Origin of the sequence: Actinoplanes sp. NPDC000266 (genome assembly GCF_042899005.1) — a bacterium.
Lineage (GTDB): Bacteria > Actinomycetota > Actinomycetes > Mycobacteriales > Micromonosporaceae > Actinoplanes.
Map to the genome: position 1 here is coordinate 319,734 of NZ_JBIAZI010000006.1, position 18,437 is coordinate 338,170.

Below are 18,437 nucleotides of genomic sequence, written 5' to 3' on the forward strand. Positions count from 1 at the left end.
GGCTCACGAGCCGATCCTTGCGGCCATGGAGCAGTACATGAACGGCGCCTACGACGTGACGAGCCAGCTGTTCGGCCCCGAGTCGGGCATCCCGTGGTGGGCCTGGCTCGTCGTCGCCGTCGCGATCTTCTGGAAGATCGCCGTCCGCGAGCCCAAGACCGCCGCCGAACAGGCCCACGAACGGGACGAAGTCATGCTCAACAGCATGTTCGCCGACGGCGACGGGAAAAAGGGCAAAAAGAAGAAGAAATAGCCCGTACGTCACCTCGGGCTCAGAAGCTCCTTCTGCGCCCGGATGATGTCGAGGCAGGCCGGATTGCCGAGCTCGTGCTCGATCGTGATCCGGCGCCCCATCGCCTGCCGCTGCAGCGAGCCGACGGACCCCTCGAAGTCCAGAGAGGGATACATCCGGCCCGAGATCTCGTACGCGGTCTCGGCCTTCGCGCCCGACCGCCCGGCGGCCAGGGCTTCGTCGATCAGCGCGCGGGCCCCGGGCGACGGAATCGCGGCCAGCGGTGTCAGCGACCGGAACATCGCGTAGTCGATGGCCTCACACATGACCCGGATGCGCTCGGCCTCGCTCCAGCGGGCGAACTCCTCCTTGACGCCGGCCATCTCCCGCGTCCATAGATCGCTCACGCCTCACTCTTCCATCCCGGTGGCTCGAAACGGGCCACCTGAAGGCCGAACCCCACGATGACGTCCCGCCCGTCGACGACCACGAGGCTGCGGGCCCGTTTCGGCAGGCTCAGGGCCGGAGCCAGTTCGCGGCCCGTCTCCAGATCGACGAGCGACACCGTACGGTCGGCCCGGGCGATGTAGACCGCGGGCCAGGCCGCCACCGCCACCGCCGTGATCACCTCGCCGGTGACCGCGGGCCCGAGGCGCCGGCCGGACAGGTCACCGGCCCAGGCGGTCTGCCACGCGTTCCACGGCTCCGCGTAACTACCGCAGACCAGGCGGTCGCCCTGCATGGCGGCGATGAACTCGCCGTCGGCATGCGGCAGACGCACCGCCTCGGTCAGATTCTCCAACCAGAACAATTGCGGATGTTCGTCGTGCGACGAGGTGACCGCGACCGGGCCACGATCGGTCGAGCCGATCACGACACGGGATGTCGACCGGTGCTTTACCACGTCGTCGATGACCGACCCGTCACCGGTCCGCCGGATCGCGAGCACTCCCTGGCTGACCACGACCAGCACCTGTTCACCGCGGACGATGGCCGGGTCGACGTGTTTGACCCCCATCACGTTCATGTCGATCGCCGGTGGGATCTCCTTCCTCGCGACGAGATCCCACCGTTGCAGCCACCGGTGCGACACATGCCGGGAACCGGCACCGGTCGCCACCCGCACACTTTCCCCCTGCCGCCAGGCCGCCAGCGCCAGGATGCCCGTGATCCCGGTGTAGGTGGGCGCGGCGACCGGGGAACCATCGCCGGCCCACCGCGCCTCGATCGCGCCGCCGTGATCGGCCGAGACCACCATGTCAGGGCCGGCCATGCCGAGGCGGACGATCCGTTCGTCGCTTTCGCCGGTCGCCCAGACCGTCCGCCATCGGCTCGTCATCTCATCCCTTACCAGTCATCGTCGTCGCCGTCGTCGCAGATCGTCGCGCCCTTGTACTCCTGATCCCCGCCGTAGCCGGCCGACCCGAACGCGCGCTTCGTGAGGTCTTGCAGCATGTCACCGCCATACTCCTGCGGCCTGTAGTGGCCGGAGTGACGGCCCCACCACAAGATCTTTCCGTCTTTGACCTCGAAGCTGCCCGCCATCAGGACACCGTTGGGCTTGTCATCGGCGTCGTGGCCGGCGACGGTCGTGTGACCCGCGAATTTGTCGCCGTCCTGCCACTTGTCGAGAATGCTGTCCTGGACCGACCTGACCTCGTCGTTCGGCATGATCACAAAGGTGTGGCAACCGTCCGCGAGCGACCCTCGCCCGTCTTTGCTCCGCCGAAGGGCTGCTTGGTCCCGCGCCGGGAGGTTGTGGAAACGAGCCTGAGGGGTGTCGTCGGGTTTACCGCGGAGCGAGAAGTCGGGATGCCGTTCGTTCTTCCAGATGACCTCTTCTTGGCAGTCGCTGTTGTGGACCAGGACCGAGGCGGTTCCGGCGGCCACGTAGAACGTGTGCAGGTCGGCGACGGTGAGGTTGTGGACCCGGGTGTCGGCGTCATGGTGCCGCACCGCGGTGACCTGGACGTAGGTGCCGGCGCTGGTGCGCAGCCACTGCTGAGGCGCCAGCTGTTCGGCGTCGACCCACTCCGACAACTCCGGAACCCAGAACGGGTGGTTGTGGGTGGCGGTGACCGTGGCGCCGCCGATGGTGATGTCGACCAGCTTCTTGTCGCCGTCACCGACGATGGTGGCCGTGACCGGCTTGGCGACGGTGACACCGGTAATCGGATCGGTGGCCCGGATGAGGTCGCCGACCGCCACCTTTTCGATGGGCCGGGTGGTGCCGTCGGCGAGCAGCACCGGGGTGCCGGGAAGGAAGCTGTTCTTCCGAGCACGGGCGTCGCACTCGTCGTCGCGGTCCTTTTTCTTCTTCTTGCTGCGGGCGAGCTCGCGCAGCTTGTCCCGCCGCTTCTTCGCGTCCTTGACCTTCTCGAAGAACTTGATCAGCTTGGGGATGAGCTTGACGATCTTGTAGCCGGCCCGGATCGCCTTGATGCCGCCGAGCAGGCCGGCCAGGCTCCACAGGCAGGCCTCGACGTTGCCGTCACGGAAGCAGCCGATCAGGTCGCCCACTCCGGACAGTTCCAGGAACAGGTCCCAGGCCTCGGCCTTGATGAAGTCCAGGACACTCATCCCGGCTTCCTGCTCGGCCTGCCGCAGCTGCGCCAGCTCGTCCGGGGTCAGATATTGCAGCAGGTCGGCCTCGGTGGCGTCCGGCGGGATGTCGGCCGCCGCGTTGGCGATCTCCAGGGCGGCGCGCTGCCGTTCGGCTTCCTCGGCCCGGTCGGCCGCCTTCTGCGCGTCGACGGCGTGCTGCAACGCGTTGGCCGCGGCCGTGGAGGCGCTGTCGGCCGCCTGCTGCGCGTTGGTGGCCGCCGTCCGCGCGGCAGCCGCGTCGGCCTCGGCCCGGTCGGCGGCGCCGCGAGCGGCCGCCGCGTCGGCCTCGGCGCTGTTGGCCGCCTGGTTGGCCTGGTTCGCCGCCTCCTGCGCCTGTTGCGCGCTGCGCCCGGCGATCGCCGCGTCGTTGGCGGCCTCGTTGGCCGCCTGCCGTGCCGCGGCGGCGTCGGCGCGGGCCTGTGCGTCGGCCCGCCCGGCGCTGGCGGCCGCGGTCCGGGCCGCCGCACCGTCGGCCGCGGCCTGAGCCGCCGACCGCCGGGCCTGCGCCGCGGACTCGGCGGCGTCGGCCGCCGAGTGGGCCGCGGCCGCCGCCGACAGATACGCCGGCCGGACCTGGTCGGCCGCGTCACGGGCGGCATCGTCGGCCGCCCGGGCCGCGATGAGCGCCTCGGCCGCCCGGGCCTGGGCCGCGTCCGCCTGCTCATCGCCGATGACCAGGGCCTGCGCCGCCACCTGGGCCACGAAGTCGGCGTCGATGTCGGCGCCGGTGAACGGGCTGACCATGCCGATCGCGGTGTTGGCGGGCTGGGCGATCCCGGCCGCCGAGCTCGCCGCCGCCGTGGCCGCCCGCACCGCGGACTCGGCCTGCTCGCTGGCGGCGACCGCCTCGCGGGCGGCTCCCTCGGCCTCGGACTTCGTCCGGTCGGCCGCCCACAGCGACCGCACCGACTCCTCGGCGGCCTGACCGGCCAGCCGCTGGGCCGAGTTCGCCGCCTCCGCGGCCTTGGCCTGCTGCGCGGTCGCCTCGGCGGCCTTCGCGTCGGCCCTCACTCGCGCCGAGTGCGCGCTTCGCGAGGTCGCCTCGGCCCTGTCGGCCGCGGAGTCGGCGGCGGCCGCCGCCGCGCGCGACTGTTCGGCGGCCGCCCGGGACCGGTTGGCCGCGTCCTGAGCCTGGGCGCTCGCGGCGCGGGCGTTGGCGGCGGCGCCCGTGGCGGTGTTCGCGTGGGCACGGGCCGACCGCGCCGCCGAGCTCGCGATGCCCGCCTGCCGGTCGGCCTCGTCGGCCTCCGCCTGAGCTTCCTGACGCTCGGCCTCCGTCTCGGCCGACGCCGCGGCCGCGCGCATAGCCTGGGCCCTCGCCTTGGCGGTCTGCTCGGCCCGCTCGGCGGCCATGGCGTCGTCGCGCGCCTGCCGCGCGACGCCTTCCTGGTTCCACGCCCGCGTCTCGGCCGCGCGGGCGGCCGACTCGGACGACTCGGCCTTCGACCGGGCCTGTTCCGCCACGGCGGCCTCGGCGTCGGCCGCGGCCCGGGCGTTACGCGCGATGTTCGCCTGCGCCTCCGCCTCCGCCCGATGGCGTTCCGCGTTGGCGCGCTCGGTCTCGGCGGTCTGGCGGTGTGTCTTCGCCTCCGCCGCCTTCGCCTGGGCGATCTCCTTCTGCTGGCGGGTCTTCTCGGCCTCGGCCCACGCCTTGGCCTCGGCCGCCTGCGCCTGTTCCTTGGCGGTCTTGGTGCGGGCCGCCGCGGTCTTGGCCGCGGCGGCCTGCTTGGCCGCGGCGGCGGCGAGCTTGGCCGCGGCCGCCGCGTGCTCGGCCGCGTGCCCGCGCCATTCCACGGCCAGCCGGGCGTGCGCCTCGGCCTGGGCCTGGGCGCCCTGGGCGTTGTTGGTGGCGATGGTGGCGTCGACCGCGTGGCCGGCGGTCGTGGTGGCGCCGACCGCGGCGGTCGCGGCCTCGCTCGCGCCCTGCGCGATCGCCGTCCACTCGACGCCGTAGGTCAGGCCGGTCTCCTCGAGGACGTCGGCCGCGTTGCGGGAGGAGGTCGCGGCGGCCTGCGCCTGCTGGGCCGCCTGCTGGGCGGTGCCCAGCTCGGTGGCGATCAGCTGCTTGTCGATGGCCAGACTTCCGGCCTTCTCGGCGACCGTGCCCGAGCCGGCCAGCACCCGCTGGCTGTGCCGGGCCGCGTTGGCGGCGCCAGCCATCGCGTTGGCCGCGCGCTGCAGCGCGTGCACGCTGTTGCCGTGCGCGACCATCATCTGCGCCCGCGCCTCGGAGGCCCGCTTGGCCTTCTTGGCCAGCTCGGACAGCTCCTCGGCGGCCTTGTTCCGCGCCTCCAGGTCGGCCAGGTAGCGCTCGCGCGCCTCGGCGTCGGCCTTGGCCGCGGCGGCGTAACCGGTGGCGAAGTACGCGGCCACGGCCGCGTCGTCGCCGGCCAGCGCCCGCTCGGCGGCCAGCTTCACCTGGGAGTCGGCCGGGGCGGCGGCCGCGAAGACCCGCAGCCGCTCGCGCAGCTGGGCGGCGCGCTCGCGGGCGTCGCCGGCGACCTTCTCGTCGCGGGCCCGGGCGATGTCGGCCCCGTAGGCCAGGAACTGCTTGCGATCGTCGTCGGTGCCGGCCAGCACCCGCTGGACCTCGGCGTTGAAGTAGCCGCCGGGCACGCCGGTGCCGACCATGGTCTTGACCTTGGCCAGGCGGTCGGCCGCTTCCTTGCGCTTGCGGTCCTTCACCTGCTGCTCGATGACCGGCACCTGGGTCAGCGCCCAGTTCCGGATCTTGGCGGCGTCGCCGGTGGCCAGGATGGCCAGCGCGGCGTCGCGGATCTCCGGTTCCTCGGTGAGCTCGGCGAGATCCTGGATCGACGTGACCCAGCGCTCGTTGGAGGTCACCACGCCGGTGGTGCCGTTCCACGGCTCGGTCACCAGGTCGGGGATCGGGATCGGCGGTGGATCCTGGAGCTGGGCCGGCGCCGGGGCGGCCAGCGCGGGCGGCGGCGCGTGCACGATGCCGCCGGCCACGATCAGGGCCAGCAGCAGCACCAGCCACGTACGTATCGAGTTCTTCATCGGGCACCCGCCTGCATGCCCTGCTCGCCGTCCAGCGCCATCTGGTAGAGCGCCGTCCAGTAGGCGGCCTGCTGCGCGGCGTTGGCCTGCTCGGTGGTCCACTTCTGGCCGTTGGCCTGAGCGCTGAGCGCGATGGCGTCCCAGTTCGGGTTGTCCGCGGCCGCGGCGGCGGCCAGCGCCACCTGCTGCCAGTTGGCGGCCTGCTGCTCGGCCACCTCGACCGCCGTGTCCCATGTGGACTTGGCCGGGGAGGCCTGCTCACCGAGCGCGTGCCAGGCCCGGGCGGCGGCCGCGCGGGCCTGCTCGCGAGCCTCGCCGGCCGCCTCCTCGGCGGCCTTCTGCGCGGCCAGCGCGTCGGCCAGCAGGGTCTTCACCTTGGCCCGCCAGACCATGTCGCTGTTGGTGCACAGCATCTGCTGACTCTGCAGGTCGACGGCGGCCGCGGCGGCCCAGTCGTACGCGTAGAACTCGACCAGGTCGGCGTCGGTGGCACCGACCCGCAGGGCGTAACCGGCGGCGGCCTTGACCTGGGCGCCGGGGTCGTTGTCGCGCAGATGGGCGACGAAGAGCCGGTCGGTCTCGAGCAGGGCGGCGACCTGCTCGCCGGCGGCCTCGCGGGCCACCCGGTCGCGCTCCTTGGCCGCGGCGTATCCGGTGCGGGCGAAGGCGTCGAGCGCGGAGGTGCCGCTGTTCAGCGCGTACTGCGCGGCCGCGTGCACCTCGGGCGAGTATTCCGCGGTGTGTGTGGCCAGGATCCGGCGCGCGAAGTCGGCGTTGCGCGCCGCGAGCTGCTGGGAGCGGGTCACCGCGTACGCCAGGCCCGAGTTGAGGAAACGCTCGATGGCGGCGGGCACGTTGCTGGCCACCAGCGCGTTCCAGGCGGCCGTGCGCACGAGCGAGCGCGGGTCGTAGCTCGCGAGGTAGCGCACGTAGATGCGGTCCTCTTCGAACTGGTCGAAAGTCGTGGTCGTGACGGCGCTCGAAGCGGGGCCGGCCGCCCAGGCCGGCGTGGAGACACCGGACATCAGGGCCGGCGCCAATATGAGCGCAGCCGCCATCATCGCTGCGGACCGAGTCCGCATACGCGTATTCAATTGCACCATCCCCCGTTGAAATTACGGTTCCGGCGCCCTGGGCAAATAGATAAGGCCATAATGCTCAGAGATCGACGTTCACCGAATCCGCCAGGTTTCTAGCACGCACCCATCGATCGCCGCCACCCCGCTCCAAAGGTGATCACCTCATCGACGTGGATCTCTGAAAAACCGTGTTCAGACCTTGACGATCGTGTATTCGTATCGCTACGGTTCGTCAACCCGCGCCAGGACGCGGGGGAAAACCGGCGACACCCTAGGCGGGTCGCCGCGTGCCCGGCCGCCGAATGGCGCGGGCACATCTGGCACTACAACGGGGATTGAATTGAATACAGCCATGAGGCATCCACGTGTCCTACGTGGACTGCTCACCGTGACCGTGACCGCCACCCTGACGACACTCCTCGCCGGGCCGGCCCTCGCCGCCCCCGCACCGACGCCCGTGACGCCCTCCTCGGCCGCGCCGAAGCCGGCCGCCGGCGCGAAGACCAAGGCGCCCGCCTCGATCAAGGCGGCCGACGCGGTGCCGATGACCGCGAAGGCGGCCGAGGCACTCGCCGTCGACGACGGCCTGCCGACCAGCGAGGAGGAGAAGGTCCGGGCCGCCAACGAGATCGGCATCGAGGCCGACAGCGAGTGGCTCAGCCAGACCGACCGCAACTTCGTCTTCAAGATCTGGCAGAACTCGGAGCGCTTCCCGCTGATCCAGGTGGCGGCCGAGCTCGCGCTGGGCGCCGACAACGCCACCGTCGACGAGGTCTGCAAGGAGTTCATCCTCAAGGGCATCTTCGACGCCAAGCTGGCCGACGACGCCAAGAAGATCAGCGACGAGGCCGCCGCCCGCGAGGCACGCGACCTCAAGCGCGCCGCGTACGCGGCGGCCGGCCTGGTCCTCGACACCGACGGCCGCATGCTGACGCTCTCCGAGCGCGACGTGGTCATCGAGATCTGGACCAAGGCGGCCGGCGCCCGGGTCAAGGCGGCCGCCGTGGCCGTCATCAACGGCACCGCCGCCCAGCAGCACGAATTCCTGGCCACCGGCGTCATGGCCGCGGCCGAGCAGGACCTCCAGGACGCGATCAAGGCGGCCGAGGACGCCGGCGCGGCCGAGCAGGCCCGGCTGGCCCGCGAGGGTTCCATGAAGGCCGCCGCGGCCATCCTCGGCATCGTGGCCGACCCGGGCAAGCTGGCCATGACCGACGACAACTTCGTCCGCTGGATCTGGGAGCTCGTCGACACCGACGAGAACCGCATCGAGATCCGCGCCGCCGCCGAGCGGGCCCTGCGCAGCAGCGACCCGGCCGTCTGGCGCGCGTTCATCGACACCGGCATGCGCGAGGCCGACCGGCGCGACCTGGTCCGCGAGCTGGCCGAGCGCGAGGCGGCCGACCGCGCCGCCGTGCAGAGCATCCGGACCAAGGCCGCGGCCGACGGCAACGACAACATCGTCACCGCCGCCGTCCACGCCCTCTGGGGCGACGCCCTCGCGGTGTCGGACTTCATCCGCGTCGGGCAGTACAGGGTGGCGCCGGACGCCGCCAACCGGCCCAGCGGCAAGCAGTGGCAGTGGACCAACGTCAACTCCGGTCTGTGCCTGGCCGCCGACGCCGAGAGCGTCACCGACGGCAAGCAGCTGGTGCAGACCACCTGCTCGTACGACAACGAGAAGTACCGCTGGATCGGCATGCGCGTCTACAACACCGGCGGGCAGTACCGGATCATCAACGCCTGGGACCGCAGCAAGTGTGTGAGCCTGGCCGACAAGACCGGCGGTGGTGGCGCCAACGGCGTCAACTTCGTGATCCGCAGGTGTGACGGCGGCACCGACCAGACCTTCTACTACAGCAAGCAGGGCGACAACTACGTCTGGGTCAACGAGCTGACCAACAAGGCGGTCACCGTCCTGAACGCCAGCAAGGTCGCCGGCGCGGCCACGATCACGTACGACGTGAACAACGGCACCAACCAGCAGTGGACCCCGGTCAACACCAAGCTGGTGACCGGCGCCGAGCTGTCCGAGGCCAAGTTCCTGCACTCGACCTTCGGGCACACGCTGCGCCTGCAGGGTGACGGCAACGTCGTCATCTCGAAGGGCACCGGACCGGTGTGGTCGACCGCCACCACCACCGGCACCCGCTTCGTCAACCAGCGCGACGGCAACCTGGTGCTCTACACGGCGGCCGGCGCGGCGATCTGGTCGTCCAAGACGTACGGCCAGGGCCCCAGCACGCTGAAACTGCAGAACGACGGCAACCTGGTCCTCTACCGCAACGACACCGGCGCGGCCATCTGGTCGAGCGGCCTGTGGGACCGGGCGATCACCAGCGTCCTGCACGGCAAGTGCGTCAACGCGCCGAGCTTCACCCAGGGCGTGCAGCTGGAGATCCGGCCCTGCAACGGCAGCAACAACCAGAAGTTCATGTTCAAGGACAGCTTCATCAGCTTCAACAACCTGTGCGTCGACGTCGACCACAGCGGTACGGCCAACGGCACCAAGGTTCAGATGTGGACCTGCAACAACGGCGTGGCCCAGAAATGGCTTTTCTACAGCGACGGAACCATTCGCAATCCGAACTCCGGAAAGTGCCTCGACATCCCGAACAGCAACCAGGCGGATGGCGTGAAGCTCGACATCTGGACGTGCGGCACCGGCAACAACCACAAGTGGAAGTAAAGTAAAATAAGAAATGGCCGGTCGCCACGGCGACCGGCCATTCACCATCGTCAAGCGGCTTGCGGTGGCGGTTCCGCCGCTCCCGTCATGATCGCGACGGCCTCCGACATCGAATGCGACTTCGGGGTGATCACCGTCGCCCGGCGGCCGAGCCGCTGAATGTGGATGCGGTCGGCCACCTCGAAGACGTGCGGCATGTTGTGGCTGATGAGAATCACCGGAAGACCCCGGTCCCGTACGTCACGGATCAGTTGCAGGACCCGGTTGCCCTCCTTCACGCCGAGGGCCGCGGTCGGCTCGTCCAAAATCACCACCTTGCTGCCGAAGGCGGCCGACCGGGCCACCGCCACCGCCTGTCGCTGACCACCGGAGAGCGACTCGACCGCCTGCCCGATGTTCTGCAGCGTGGCCACGCCCAGCTCCGACATGTGCCTTTTCGCCTCGGACCTCATGTGCTTGCGGTCGAGCATGCGGAACACCGAGCCGAGCGGCCCGGGGCGCCGCTCCTCGCGGCCCAGGAACAGGTTGTCGGCGATGTCCAGGCCGGGCGCGACGGCGAGAGTCTGATAGACGGTTTCGATACCGGCGGTGCGAGCGTCCATGGGCGTACGAAATTGGACCCTCTTTCCGTCGAGGAAGATCTGCCCCTCGTCCGGCACCAGCGCGCCGGAGAGCGCCTTGATCAGGCTCGACTTGCCGGCGCCGTTGTCGCCGATGACCGCGAGGATCTCGCCGGGATAGAGCTCGAGATCGCTGCCGTTGATCGCGACGACCCGCCCGTACCGCTTGACCAGGCCCTTCGCCTGAAGAACAGGGGTGTCGGTCATGTCTTCACCTTCCTGATCCACTGGTCGAGGGAGACCGCGACGAGCACCAGCAGGCCGATCGCGAAGCCCTGCCAGACGACCTCGACGCCGCCGAGCTGGAGGCCGTTGCGGAACACGCCGACGATGAGCGCGCCGATCAGCGTGCCGATCACGCTGCCGCGCCCGCCGAACAGGCTGGTGCCGCCGAGCACGACAGCGGTGATCGAGTCGAGGTTGTACTCGACGCCCACGTTGGGGCTGGCCGAGGCGAGCCGGCCGATCAGGATCCAGCCGCCGATCGCGTACAGCAGGCCGGCGACCGTGTAGACCGAGAACAACACCCGGCCCGTCTGGATGCCGGCGAGCCTGGCCGCTTCCGCGTCGTCGCCCGTGGCGTACACGTGCTTGCCCCAAGCGGTCCTGGAGAGCGCGTAGAAGAAGTACGCGAACAGCAGGAGCATGATGATCGACCCGTACGTCAGCCGGAAGTTGCCGATCGGGATCGAGTTGCCGGTCCACGTCATGAGCGACGGCATGTCGGTGCCGCGCACCGTCTCGCTGTTGCTGACCACCGCGTTGAGCGAGAAGAAAATGGTCAGCGTGCCGAGCGTGACGATGAACGGCGGCAGTTTGATCCGGGTGACGAGGAAGCCGTTTATCGCGCCCATCGCGGTGCCGCAGGCGAACCCGAGCAGCAGCGCGATGATGCCGGGCATGCCGGCGTCGACGCAGAAGGTGGCCATCAGGATCGACGAGAAGACCGCGATGGCGCCGGCCGACAGGTCGATGCCGGCGGTCAGGATGATCAGCGTCTGCCCGAGTGCGAGCACGGCGATGACCGTGACCTGCTGAAGGACCAGCGACAGGTTGGTCGCCGTGAGGAAGCGGCCGTTGACGATCGAGAAGGCGATGATCGCGACGACGAGCACGGCGAGCGGACCGAGCACCGGGTTGGCGTGCAGGAGGTGCTGGACGCGCAGGCCGAGCGAGTCGTTCTTGCGTACGTCGAAGTCGGCAGTGGCAGTTGTCGCCATATCAACCCCAGCAGTTCTGCTTGCCCCACGCCGAGTCCTTGGACTCCACGCCGGCCTGCGGGTCGTCGGTGATCAGTTCGGTCCCGGTGTCGTAGAAGTCCTTGCCGGGTGTGGCCTGCGGCTTGGTGCCGTCCTTGGCGTACGCCGCGATGGCGTCGACGCCCATCTGCGCCATCTTGAGCGGGAACTGCATGCTCGTGGCGCCGATGACTCCCTTGGAGACGTTGTCCACGCCGGGGCAGCCACCGTCGATCGAGACGATGACGGTGTCCTTGTCGCGCCCGGCCGACTTGAGCGCCTGATAGGCGCCGGCCGCGGCGGGCTCGTTGATCGTGTAGACCAGGTTGATCGAGGGGTCCTTCTGGAGCAGGTTCTCCATGGCCGTACGGCCGCCGTCCTCGGCCCCGTCGGTGACGTCGTGCCCGGCGATGCGGGGATCGTTCTCGTCGCCGATCCGGTTGGGATCGCCGATCTCGATGCCGAAGCCGTCGAGGAACCCCTGGTCACGCTTGACGTCGACGGATACCTGGTTGGCGTTGAGATCCAGCATGGCGATCTTCGCCTCTTTGCCGTCCTTCGCGAACTTCTCCTTGGCCCACTGCCCGATCAGCTTGCCGGCCTGGTAGTTGTCGGTGGCGAAGGTGGCGTCGGCCGCGTTCGGCGGATCGACCGGGGTGTCCAGCGCGATCACCAGCATGTCCTGCTCGTGCGCCTTGTCGATCGACGGCACGATCGCCTTGGAGTCGTTCGGGGTGATGAGAAAACCCTTGGCCCCGAAGGACATCAGGTTCTCGATGGCCTGCACCTGAGCCTCGTTGTCGCCGTCCTGCTTGCCGGCGAAGCTCTGGAGCTCGAGGTTCTGCTCCTCGGCGGCCGCCTCCGCGCCCTTTTTCATCTGCACGAAGAACGGGTTCGTGTCGGTCTTGGTGATCAGCCCGACGACATCCTCGCCGGACCCTCTGTTGCACGCGGCCGTGGGAGCGAGCATCAGCGTCATCACGCAGCCTGCGGCCACCATCCTTCGTCTTCGAGACATGCCTCCTCCACCGATTTAGCAGTTGCTTCCGCAGTAGACGCCGAGGTTGACTACATGTCAACGATGCGTTGCGAACAGTGATCGACATCGACGGAGGTCCATATGACCGGGACCATCGGCGTCTTCTTCGAAGATGTCTCCAACCCCTTCTCCGCCGCCCTGCACCGGGCCATCGAGGAGGAAGCCCGGGCCCACAACGCCCTCGTCCTGACCGGAAAACCACACGATTCCCTCACCAAGTCCTTCGACGGCCTCATCCTCACGTCCGCCGCCGGCGTCGCGACCGGCATGCCGACAGTGGTCGTCGAGGCCGACGACGCTTCCGTGGACACCGTCGTCTCGACAAATGTCTCCGGCGCCGCCTCCGCGGTCCGCCACCTGATCGCCCAGGGCCACCGCCACATCGCCTTCCTCGGCGACAGCGAGACCAGGGCCACGTCACGCGACCGCTACCGGGGTTACCTGCGCGCCCTGGGCGGCCGTCCCGGCCCCGTCGTGCACGATCTGCACGATCCGGCCGCGGCCGAACGGGCCGTGGTCACCCTGATGCGCGGCCCCCGGCCGCCCACGGCCATCTTCACGGCCGGCCACACGCTGACCATGGGCGCCGTACGAGCCCTGCGCCGGCTCGAGCGTCATCGATCGGTCGCCCTGGTCGGCTTCGACGACTTCCCCATGGCCGACCTCCTCGACCCGGCCGTCACGGTCGTCGCCCAGGACCCGGCCCGCATGGGCCGCACGGCCGCGACGGCCCTCTTCGAGCGCATCGAGGGCCACACCGGCCCACCGCGCGAGATCCGCATCCCGACCACCCTCATCCCGCGAGGCTCGGGCGAGATCTGATCGGGCAGAATGTGACAGCACTATTTTTTGGCAGTACTGTCAAAATATGAAAGTTGTGCTGACCGGCGCCACCCGCGGCCTCGGCGCGATCGCCGCGCGCGAGCTCGCCGCCCAGGGACACGACCTCGTGCTCGTCGTCCGCGACCCCGAGCGGACGGCCGCCCTCCCCGGCGTCATCGATGTGGTGGCCGCTGATCTGGGCGACCTCGATCAGGTGGGCCGGGCGGCGGCCACGATCCGGGGGCGGCATCCGAAGATCGATGTGCTGATCAACAACGCCGGGCTGCACGCATTCACGGCGCGGACCACGGCCGCGGGGCTGCCCGAGATGGTCACGGTCAACTACCTGGCACCGTGGCTGCTCACCCGCGAGCTGCTGCCGACCTCGCCCGAGCGGATCGTCACGGTGGCGTCGGAGGCGTCCCGCCATCACGGGACGTTCTCCTTACCTGAGGCTCTGACCGACACGGCGCCGTTCACGCGGCGCGGATCGTCCGCGGTCTACGGGCGTACCAAATTGCTCGACATCATGTTCAGCAACGAGCTGGCCCGGCGGACCGGCGCCACCGCCAACGCGCTCGACCCCGGCTTCAACACCACCGGCCTGGGCCGGGAGCTCCCGGGCGCCGCCGTACTGGAGAAGCTCTTGAAAACCCTGCACGTCGGCGACCCTCGCCGCGGCGCGGGCGGCATCGTGCGCCTGGCCACCGATCCGGCCCTGGCCACCGTGACCGGGGGATACTTCTCGGCACGCACCGGAAAACCGATCATCCCGGTCGTCCCGGCGGGCGACGCCGCCCTGGAACGCCGGCTGTGGGAGACGACCGAGGAGATCATCGAGAGTGCCCGAGCCAGGACTGCGTGAACGCAAGAAGGCCCGCATCCGCGCCGAGATCCGCGCCCAGGCCATGCGGCTCTTCACCGAGCAGGGGTACGCCGCCACGACCACCGAACAGATAGCGGCCGCCGCCGACGTCTCACCGAGCACGTTCTTCCGCTACTTCCCCGCCAAGGAACGTCTCGTCCTGGCCGACGACCTGGAAGAGACCATGTTGGCCGCCCTGGCCGAGCAGCCCGCCGAGCTGCCATTGCTGACTGCATTCCTCCAGGCCGTACGCACCGGCCTCGCCCGCACCGAACGCCAGTCGGAAGCCCAGCGCCGCACGCTGATCGCCGAGGTCCCGGCCCTGCGTCAAGCCCAGGCGGACGAACTCGACCGCGTGATCAGCGCCCTGGCCCAAGCCTTGATCAACCGCACCGGCCGTCCACCGGCCGATTTCGAGGCCCGCATCTTCCTGGGCGCCCTCACCGGCACCCTGCACGCCGCCCTGTTGCTCGCCCCACCCACCGGCGACACCCTCGACCGCGCTTTGGCCTACCTGGAGTCGGGCTTCCCCCTAGCCGCCGGCCGCCCCATCGCGCACTCGGCAGATCGAACACCGACACCCTCGCAGACCGAACACGCAGCGCCTCGCAGAACGAAAGCGTAACCCCTCGCGTATCGAAAGAACCGCAGATAGTATGGGGTGTGACCACACGCCAACTGATCCCGCGTCACGCCGCAGCGCAGGTCGGCGAGGCACTTGCGGACACCAGGGTTGTGCTGATCAGCGGAGCTCGGCAGGCCGGCAAGAGCACGCTCGTCCGCGTCGTCGCCGGTGATCGTTTGGCCGAGCGCCGTGATCTTGACCGGGCACAGGATCGGGCGGCAGCGAGTGCCGACCCCGTCGGCTTCGTCGACTCTCCCGACCTGCTGGTCATCGACGAGATTCAACGCGTTCCCGATCTGTTGCTCGCGATCAAGGCGTCCATCGACGAGGATCCCCGCCCGGGCCGCTATCTGCTCACCGGTTCCTCCCGGCTGTTCGGGATGGTTGCGGCGCCCGACGCGCTGCCCGGGAGGATGGAAACCGTCGAGCTCTGGCCTTTCTCGCAAGGCGAGATCGACAGCGAGCCGGACGGCTTCATCGATGCGATCTTCGAGTTCGGGCCACGGCTACGGCACGAGTCGGCGGTGATGCGCGCCGACTACACGGCCAGGATCGTGCGTGGAGGGCTCCCTGAGGCGACCGGCCGCGACGACGCCCGGCGCCGTCAACGGTTCTTCGACGGCTATGTCCAGGCGCTCATCGACCGCGACGTCCTGCAACTGTCCGACATCCAGCACAAAGGCGAGCTGCGCAAGCTGGTACGTCTGCTCGCCGCCAGGACCGCGACCATCATCACGGCCGGCTCACTCGAGTCCGGGCTGGGGCTGAGCCGGCCGACGATCGCGCGGTACCTGCAAGCGCTGGAGGAGATCTTCCTCGTCAAGCGCATCCCGGCGTGGTCACGCAATCTCGGCACGCGCGCCACGGCCGCGCCCAAGATGATTTTCGTCGACTCCGGCATCGCGGCGAACGAGGTAGCCGTCGACGCCCGCGCGCTCCTGCGGCCGGGTGCGCCGTTCGGGCCGCTGCTCGAGTCCTTCGTCCTGTCCGAGCTGGCCCGGCAACTCACGTGGTCGAAGCAGCGGGCCGAGCTTTCGCACTACCGCGACCGCGACAGGTACGAAGTGGACGCCGTGTTGGAGAACAGATCCGGGCAGGTCGTCGGGGTCGAGGTCAAGGCGGCCTCGACCGTCGGGTCGGACGACTTTCGTGGTCTGCGCCGGCTGGCCGACCGCCTCGGCGACGACTTCATCGCCGGCGTCGTCCTCTACACCGGCACGTCCACGTTGCCGTTCGGCGACAAGCTTCGCGCCATTCCGGTCAGCGCGCTGTGGCAGGTCGCGTCACCGGCGTCCGCATAAGGAACGGCGCCGCGGCAGGACCACGGCGCCGTTCTCAGATGGGGAGAGGGATCAGGGGAAGTTGGTGACTGTCGAGGGGGTGACGTTGCTGGCCTGGGCCGGGGCGCCGATGTTGTTGACCACGTGGTCGATCGTGCCGGAGGCCAGCGAGATGGTGAAGATGTTGTGGAACTTCACGCCGCCGTGGGTGGGGGCCTGGAAACCGTTGGCCGAGTGGACGGCCGGGTTCACGTTGAAGAAGGCGTAGCTGCCCATGGCCCACGCCTCGTGGCTCTGGACGCCGTCCGCGACCTTGTAGGCGGGGTAGCCCAGCACGCCGTCGCCGCGCCACGCGGCGTTGGACGGCGGGTCGTACGGCTGCTCGTTCTGCAGGAAGTACGTGCGGCCGCCGTTGCCGTTCCAGAGGACCTCGGTCTTCTGGTAGTGCTCGACGAACAGGCCGTACGCCGTGACGTTGTTGCCGTTGACGATCAGGCCGCTGTCGGCGGTGTTGATCGTCCAGCCGTACGTTCCCGCGTTGCCGTGGTCGGCGCGCCACGCCCAGATGTGGTCGATGATGACGTTGTTGCTGTTGACCAGCAGGCTGTTCGTGGCCTTGCCGGCGATGTAGCCGCCGATCCGGAAGAAGACGTCCTGGATCGTCGTCGGGTTCGCGGCGTGCGACGCGCTGCTTCCCGTCGGGCCCACCACCAGCAGGTTCGGCGAGTTCGTGGTTCCGGCGTCGAAGAGGACGCCCGCGATCTTCACGCCGTCCACATCGGCCACCTGCATCGCGGTGACGCCGTTGTCGGGGATGACCGTGGCGTAGCCGAGGCCGAGGACCACCGTGTTGGCGCGGGTCACGTTGATGGTCTCGTTGACGTGGTAGATGCCGGGCTGGAAGATCAGGTTCAGGCCCTGGGCGAGCGCCTGGTTGATCCGCGCCGCCGTGTCGCCGGGCTTGGCCACGTAGAACTGCGAGAGCGGGATCGACGTGCCGGGGGTGTTGCCGTTGACCCACGTCGCGCCGGCCGCGTTGCTCTGCAGGTTCGGGACGAAGACCGCGTAGTCGGAACCGCTCTGGTAGAGGTACGGCTTCTCGCGGATCACCGGAGTCTGCGGGATGACCGTGTACGGCGGGGTCGGGTAGCTGGCCGCCGGAGCGCCCTGCACGCCGACGAAGGTCTGGTTCCACACCGCGTTGGTGTTCGAGCCGATCTGGCTGTTGCGGGTGAACCACTGCTGCTGCGAGTACTGACCCTCGGAGCCGCTGATCCGCGAGTCGGCGATGTAGCCGCCGGACGCCCAGCCGTAGCCGTTCGGGGCCAGGTTCAGGTCGCCGTGGATGTCCATGCGGCGGAACGGCGCGGCCTGCGAGACGGCCCAGCGGTTGGCGCCGTTCACCGGATAGACCGAGACGTTCTCGGTGGAGCGCCAGAAGTTCTGGGTGGCGTTGCCCTGGAACCAGCCGGCGTCGACGGTGATGTCACCGTTGATCCGCACGTCCTGCGGGTTCTGGCCGAGGCCGACCACCGACGTGTAGAAGCCGACCTGGATGTTCAGGCCGTTGTAGGTGCCCGGCTTGAACGCCAGCACGTAGCGCCCGGTGCCGAACTGCGCCGACTCCTGCTGCTGGAAGATCTGGTCGGCCCGCGCCTGGATGCTGGCCGACGACATCGACGGGTCGAAGACCACGACGTTCGTGCCGAGGCTGCCGCCGCCCGGGATCGGATCGGGGTTCGTGGTGCCACCCCCGCCGAAGACCTTGAACTCCCAGAGGGAGTAGCCGTATCCGGTGGTCCGCTGCGTGCCGTACATGCGCACGTAGCGGCCGGTGCCGTTGACGTTCAGCGACTGGACGCCGCCGGTCGCGGTGGTCGTCGAGTAGACGTTGGTCCAGGTGGTGGCGTTGTCCGAGACCTGGATCTGGAACGCCTTGGCCGCCGCCGTCTCCCAGTTCAGCTCGACCCGGGTGATCGCCTGCGAGCTGCCGAGGTCGACCTGGAGCCACTGGGGGTCGGAGAAGGCCGACGACCACCGGGTGCCGGTGTTGCCGTCGACTGCCTCGGACGCCGCGTACGCGCCGGCCGCCTCGGTCGAGGACGCGGTCGCCGGCCTGCCCTGCGAGAGCAGGGTCTCGGCGGCGCTGGCGCCGACCGCGGTCACGGCGCCGTAGCCGGCCACGACGACGGCCACCAGGCCGCCGGCGGCGGCGAGGCGCCAGGGGGAGCGTCTCCGCAATGTGATCATTACTTCTCCTAGGACGGGGATGACGCAAGGGGGACTGCTTGCGCCTGACAGGGAAGTACGGGGAGAGCGCTCC

The 18,437-nt window shown here is 69.6% G+C and carries 14 protein-coding genes; 6 read left to right on the top strand and 8 right to left on the bottom strand.

Going from position 1 to position 18,437, the window contains the following annotated elements; translation table 11 throughout:
• The first annotated feature begins 25 nt into the window (after positions 1-25).
• Positions 26-253: a hypothetical protein gene (locus ACFY36_RS25750; protein ID WP_499748490.1), complete on the top strand. Its 228-nt coding sequence runs from the start codon at positions 26-28 to the stop codon at positions 251-253.
• Positions 254-261: 8 nt separating this feature from the next.
• On the opposite strand, the gene ACFY36_RS25755 is transcribed toward ACFY36_RS25750, so the two are convergent.
• The 4 genes from ACFY36_RS25755 to ACFY36_RS25770 are packed head-to-tail and all read right to left on the bottom strand — an operon-like array spanning position 262 to position 6,882.
• On the bottom strand, positions 262-639 hold the full coding sequence (locus ACFY36_RS25755; RefSeq protein WP_499748491.1) for a hypothetical protein: 378 nt from the start codon (positions 637-639) through the stop codon (positions 262-264).
• Positions 636-1,571, bottom strand: a complete 936-nt coding sequence (locus ACFY36_RS25760) for a hypothetical protein (RefSeq protein WP_499748492.1) — start codon at positions 1,569-1,571, stop codon at positions 636-638. The genes ACFY36_RS25755 and ACFY36_RS25760 overlap by 4 nt, the downstream gene beginning before the upstream one ends.
• Before the next feature lie 8 nt (positions 1,572-1,579).
• Positions 1,580-5,857, bottom strand: coding sequence for a polymorphic toxin-type HINT domain-containing protein (locus tag ACFY36_RS25765; RefSeq protein WP_499748493.1), 4,278 nt, complete (start codon positions 5,855-5,857; stop codon positions 1,580-1,582).
• Positions 5,854-6,882, bottom strand: a complete 1,029-nt coding sequence (locus tag ACFY36_RS25770; RefSeq protein WP_499748494.1) for a hypothetical protein — start codon at positions 6,880-6,882, stop codon at positions 5,854-5,856. Before ACFY36_RS25770 ends, ACFY36_RS25765 begins: the two co-directional genes overlap by 4 nt.
• A gap of 406 nt (positions 6,883-7,288) precedes the next feature.
• Between ACFY36_RS25770 and ACFY36_RS25775 the strand changes: the two genes are divergently transcribed.
• A complete protein-coding gene (locus ACFY36_RS25775; RefSeq protein WP_499748495.1) occupies positions 7,289-9,625 on the top strand; it encodes an RICIN domain-containing protein in 2,337 nt (778 codons plus the stop codon).
• Positions 9,626-9,675: 50 nt separating this feature from the next.
• Here the strand turns inward: ACFY36_RS25775 and ACFY36_RS25780 are convergent, their stop codons facing one another.
• Genes ACFY36_RS25780 through ACFY36_RS25790 form a run of 3 tightly spaced genes read right to left on the bottom strand, consistent with a single transcriptional unit; the run spans position 9,676 to position 12,501 of the window.
• A complete protein-coding gene (locus tag ACFY36_RS25780; protein WP_499748496.1) occupies positions 9,676-10,452 on the bottom strand; it encodes an ATP-binding cassette domain-containing protein in 777 nt (258 codons plus the stop codon).
• Entirely contained in the window at positions 10,449-11,465 is a 1,017-nt protein-coding gene (locus ACFY36_RS25785) for an ABC transporter permease (RefSeq protein ID WP_499748497.1), read from the bottom strand. Before ACFY36_RS25785 ends, ACFY36_RS25780 begins: the two co-directional genes overlap by 4 nt.
• A 1-nt stretch (position 11,466) precedes the next feature.
• Positions 11,467-12,501: a sugar ABC transporter substrate-binding protein gene (locus tag ACFY36_RS25790; RefSeq protein WP_499748498.1), complete on the bottom strand. Its 1,035-nt coding sequence runs from the start codon at positions 12,499-12,501 to the stop codon at positions 11,467-11,469.
• A gap of 102 nt (positions 12,502-12,603) precedes the next feature.
• On the opposite strand from ACFY36_RS25790, the gene ACFY36_RS25795 reads away from it, so the two are divergent.
• The 4 genes from ACFY36_RS25795 to ACFY36_RS25810 are packed head-to-tail and all read left to right on the top strand — an operon-like array spanning position 12,604 to position 16,135.
• Positions 12,604-13,344 carry a substrate-binding domain-containing protein gene (locus ACFY36_RS25795; protein ID WP_499748499.1) on the top strand — a complete coding sequence of 247 codons (741 nt, stop codon included), beginning with the start codon at positions 12,604-12,606 and terminating at the stop codon, positions 13,342-13,344.
• A 46-nt stretch (positions 13,345-13,390) separates the two neighbouring features.
• Positions 13,391-14,209, top strand: coding sequence for an SDR family NAD(P)-dependent oxidoreductase (locus tag ACFY36_RS25800; protein WP_499748500.1), 819 nt, complete (start codon positions 13,391-13,393; stop codon positions 14,207-14,209).
• Complete coding sequence (locus ACFY36_RS25805) at positions 14,187-14,834, top strand: TetR family transcriptional regulator (protein ID WP_499748501.1); 648 nt, start codon at positions 14,187-14,189, stop codon at positions 14,832-14,834. Before ACFY36_RS25800 ends, ACFY36_RS25805 begins: the two co-directional genes overlap by 23 nt.
• Before the next feature lie 38 nt (positions 14,835-14,872).
• Positions 14,873-16,135, top strand: coding sequence for an ATP-binding protein (locus ACFY36_RS25810; RefSeq protein WP_499748502.1), 1,263 nt, complete (start codon positions 14,873-14,875; stop codon positions 16,133-16,135).
• A gap of 51 nt (positions 16,136-16,186) precedes the next feature.
• Here the strand turns inward: ACFY36_RS25810 and ACFY36_RS25815 are convergent, their stop codons facing one another.
• Complete coding sequence (locus tag ACFY36_RS25815; protein ID WP_499748503.1) at positions 16,187-18,364, bottom strand: pectate lyase-like domain-containing protein; 2,178 nt, start codon at positions 18,362-18,364, stop codon at positions 16,187-16,189.
• Positions 18,365-18,437: the final 73 nt, after the last annotated feature.

Coding starts and splice junctions, on each gene's coding strand:
- ACFY36_RS25760 (WP_499748492.1), bottom strand. CDS start 1,571: ATGACGAGCCGATGGCGGACGGTCTGGGCGACCGGCGAAAGCGACGAA.
- ACFY36_RS25800 (WP_499748500.1), top strand. CDS start 13,391: ATGAAAGTTGTGCTGACCGGCGCCACCCGCGGCCTCGGCGCGATCGCC.
- ACFY36_RS25790 (WP_499748498.1), bottom strand. CDS start 12,501: ATGTCTCGAAGACGAAGGATGGTGGCCGCAGGCTGCGTGATGACGCTG.
- ACFY36_RS25770 (WP_499748494.1), bottom strand. CDS start 6,882: ATGTCCGGTGTCTCCACGCCGGCCTGGGCGGCCGGCCCCGCTTCGAGC.
- ACFY36_RS25780 (WP_499748496.1), bottom strand. CDS start 10,452: ATGACCGACACCCCTGTTCTTCAGGCGAAGGGCCTGGTCAAGCGGTAC.
- ACFY36_RS25815 (WP_499748503.1), bottom strand. CDS start 18,364: ATGATCACATTGCGGAGACGCTCCCCCTGGCGCCTCGCCGCCGCCGGC.
- ACFY36_RS25795 (WP_499748499.1), top strand. CDS start 12,604: ATGACCGGGACCATCGGCGTCTTCTTCGAAGATGTCTCCAACCCCTTC.
- ACFY36_RS25775 (WP_499748495.1), top strand. CDS start 7,289: ATGAGGCATCCACGTGTCCTACGTGGACTGCTCACCGTGACCGTGACC.
- ACFY36_RS25750 (WP_499748490.1), top strand. CDS start 26: ATGGAGCAGTACATGAACGGCGCCTACGACGTGACGAGCCAGCTGTTC.
- ACFY36_RS25785 (WP_499748497.1), bottom strand. CDS start 11,465: ATGGCGACAACTGCCACTGCCGACTTCGACGTACGCAAGAACGACTCG.
- ACFY36_RS25765 (WP_499748493.1), bottom strand. CDS start 5,857: ATGAAGAACTCGATACGTACGTGGCTGGTGCTGCTGCTGGCCCTGATC.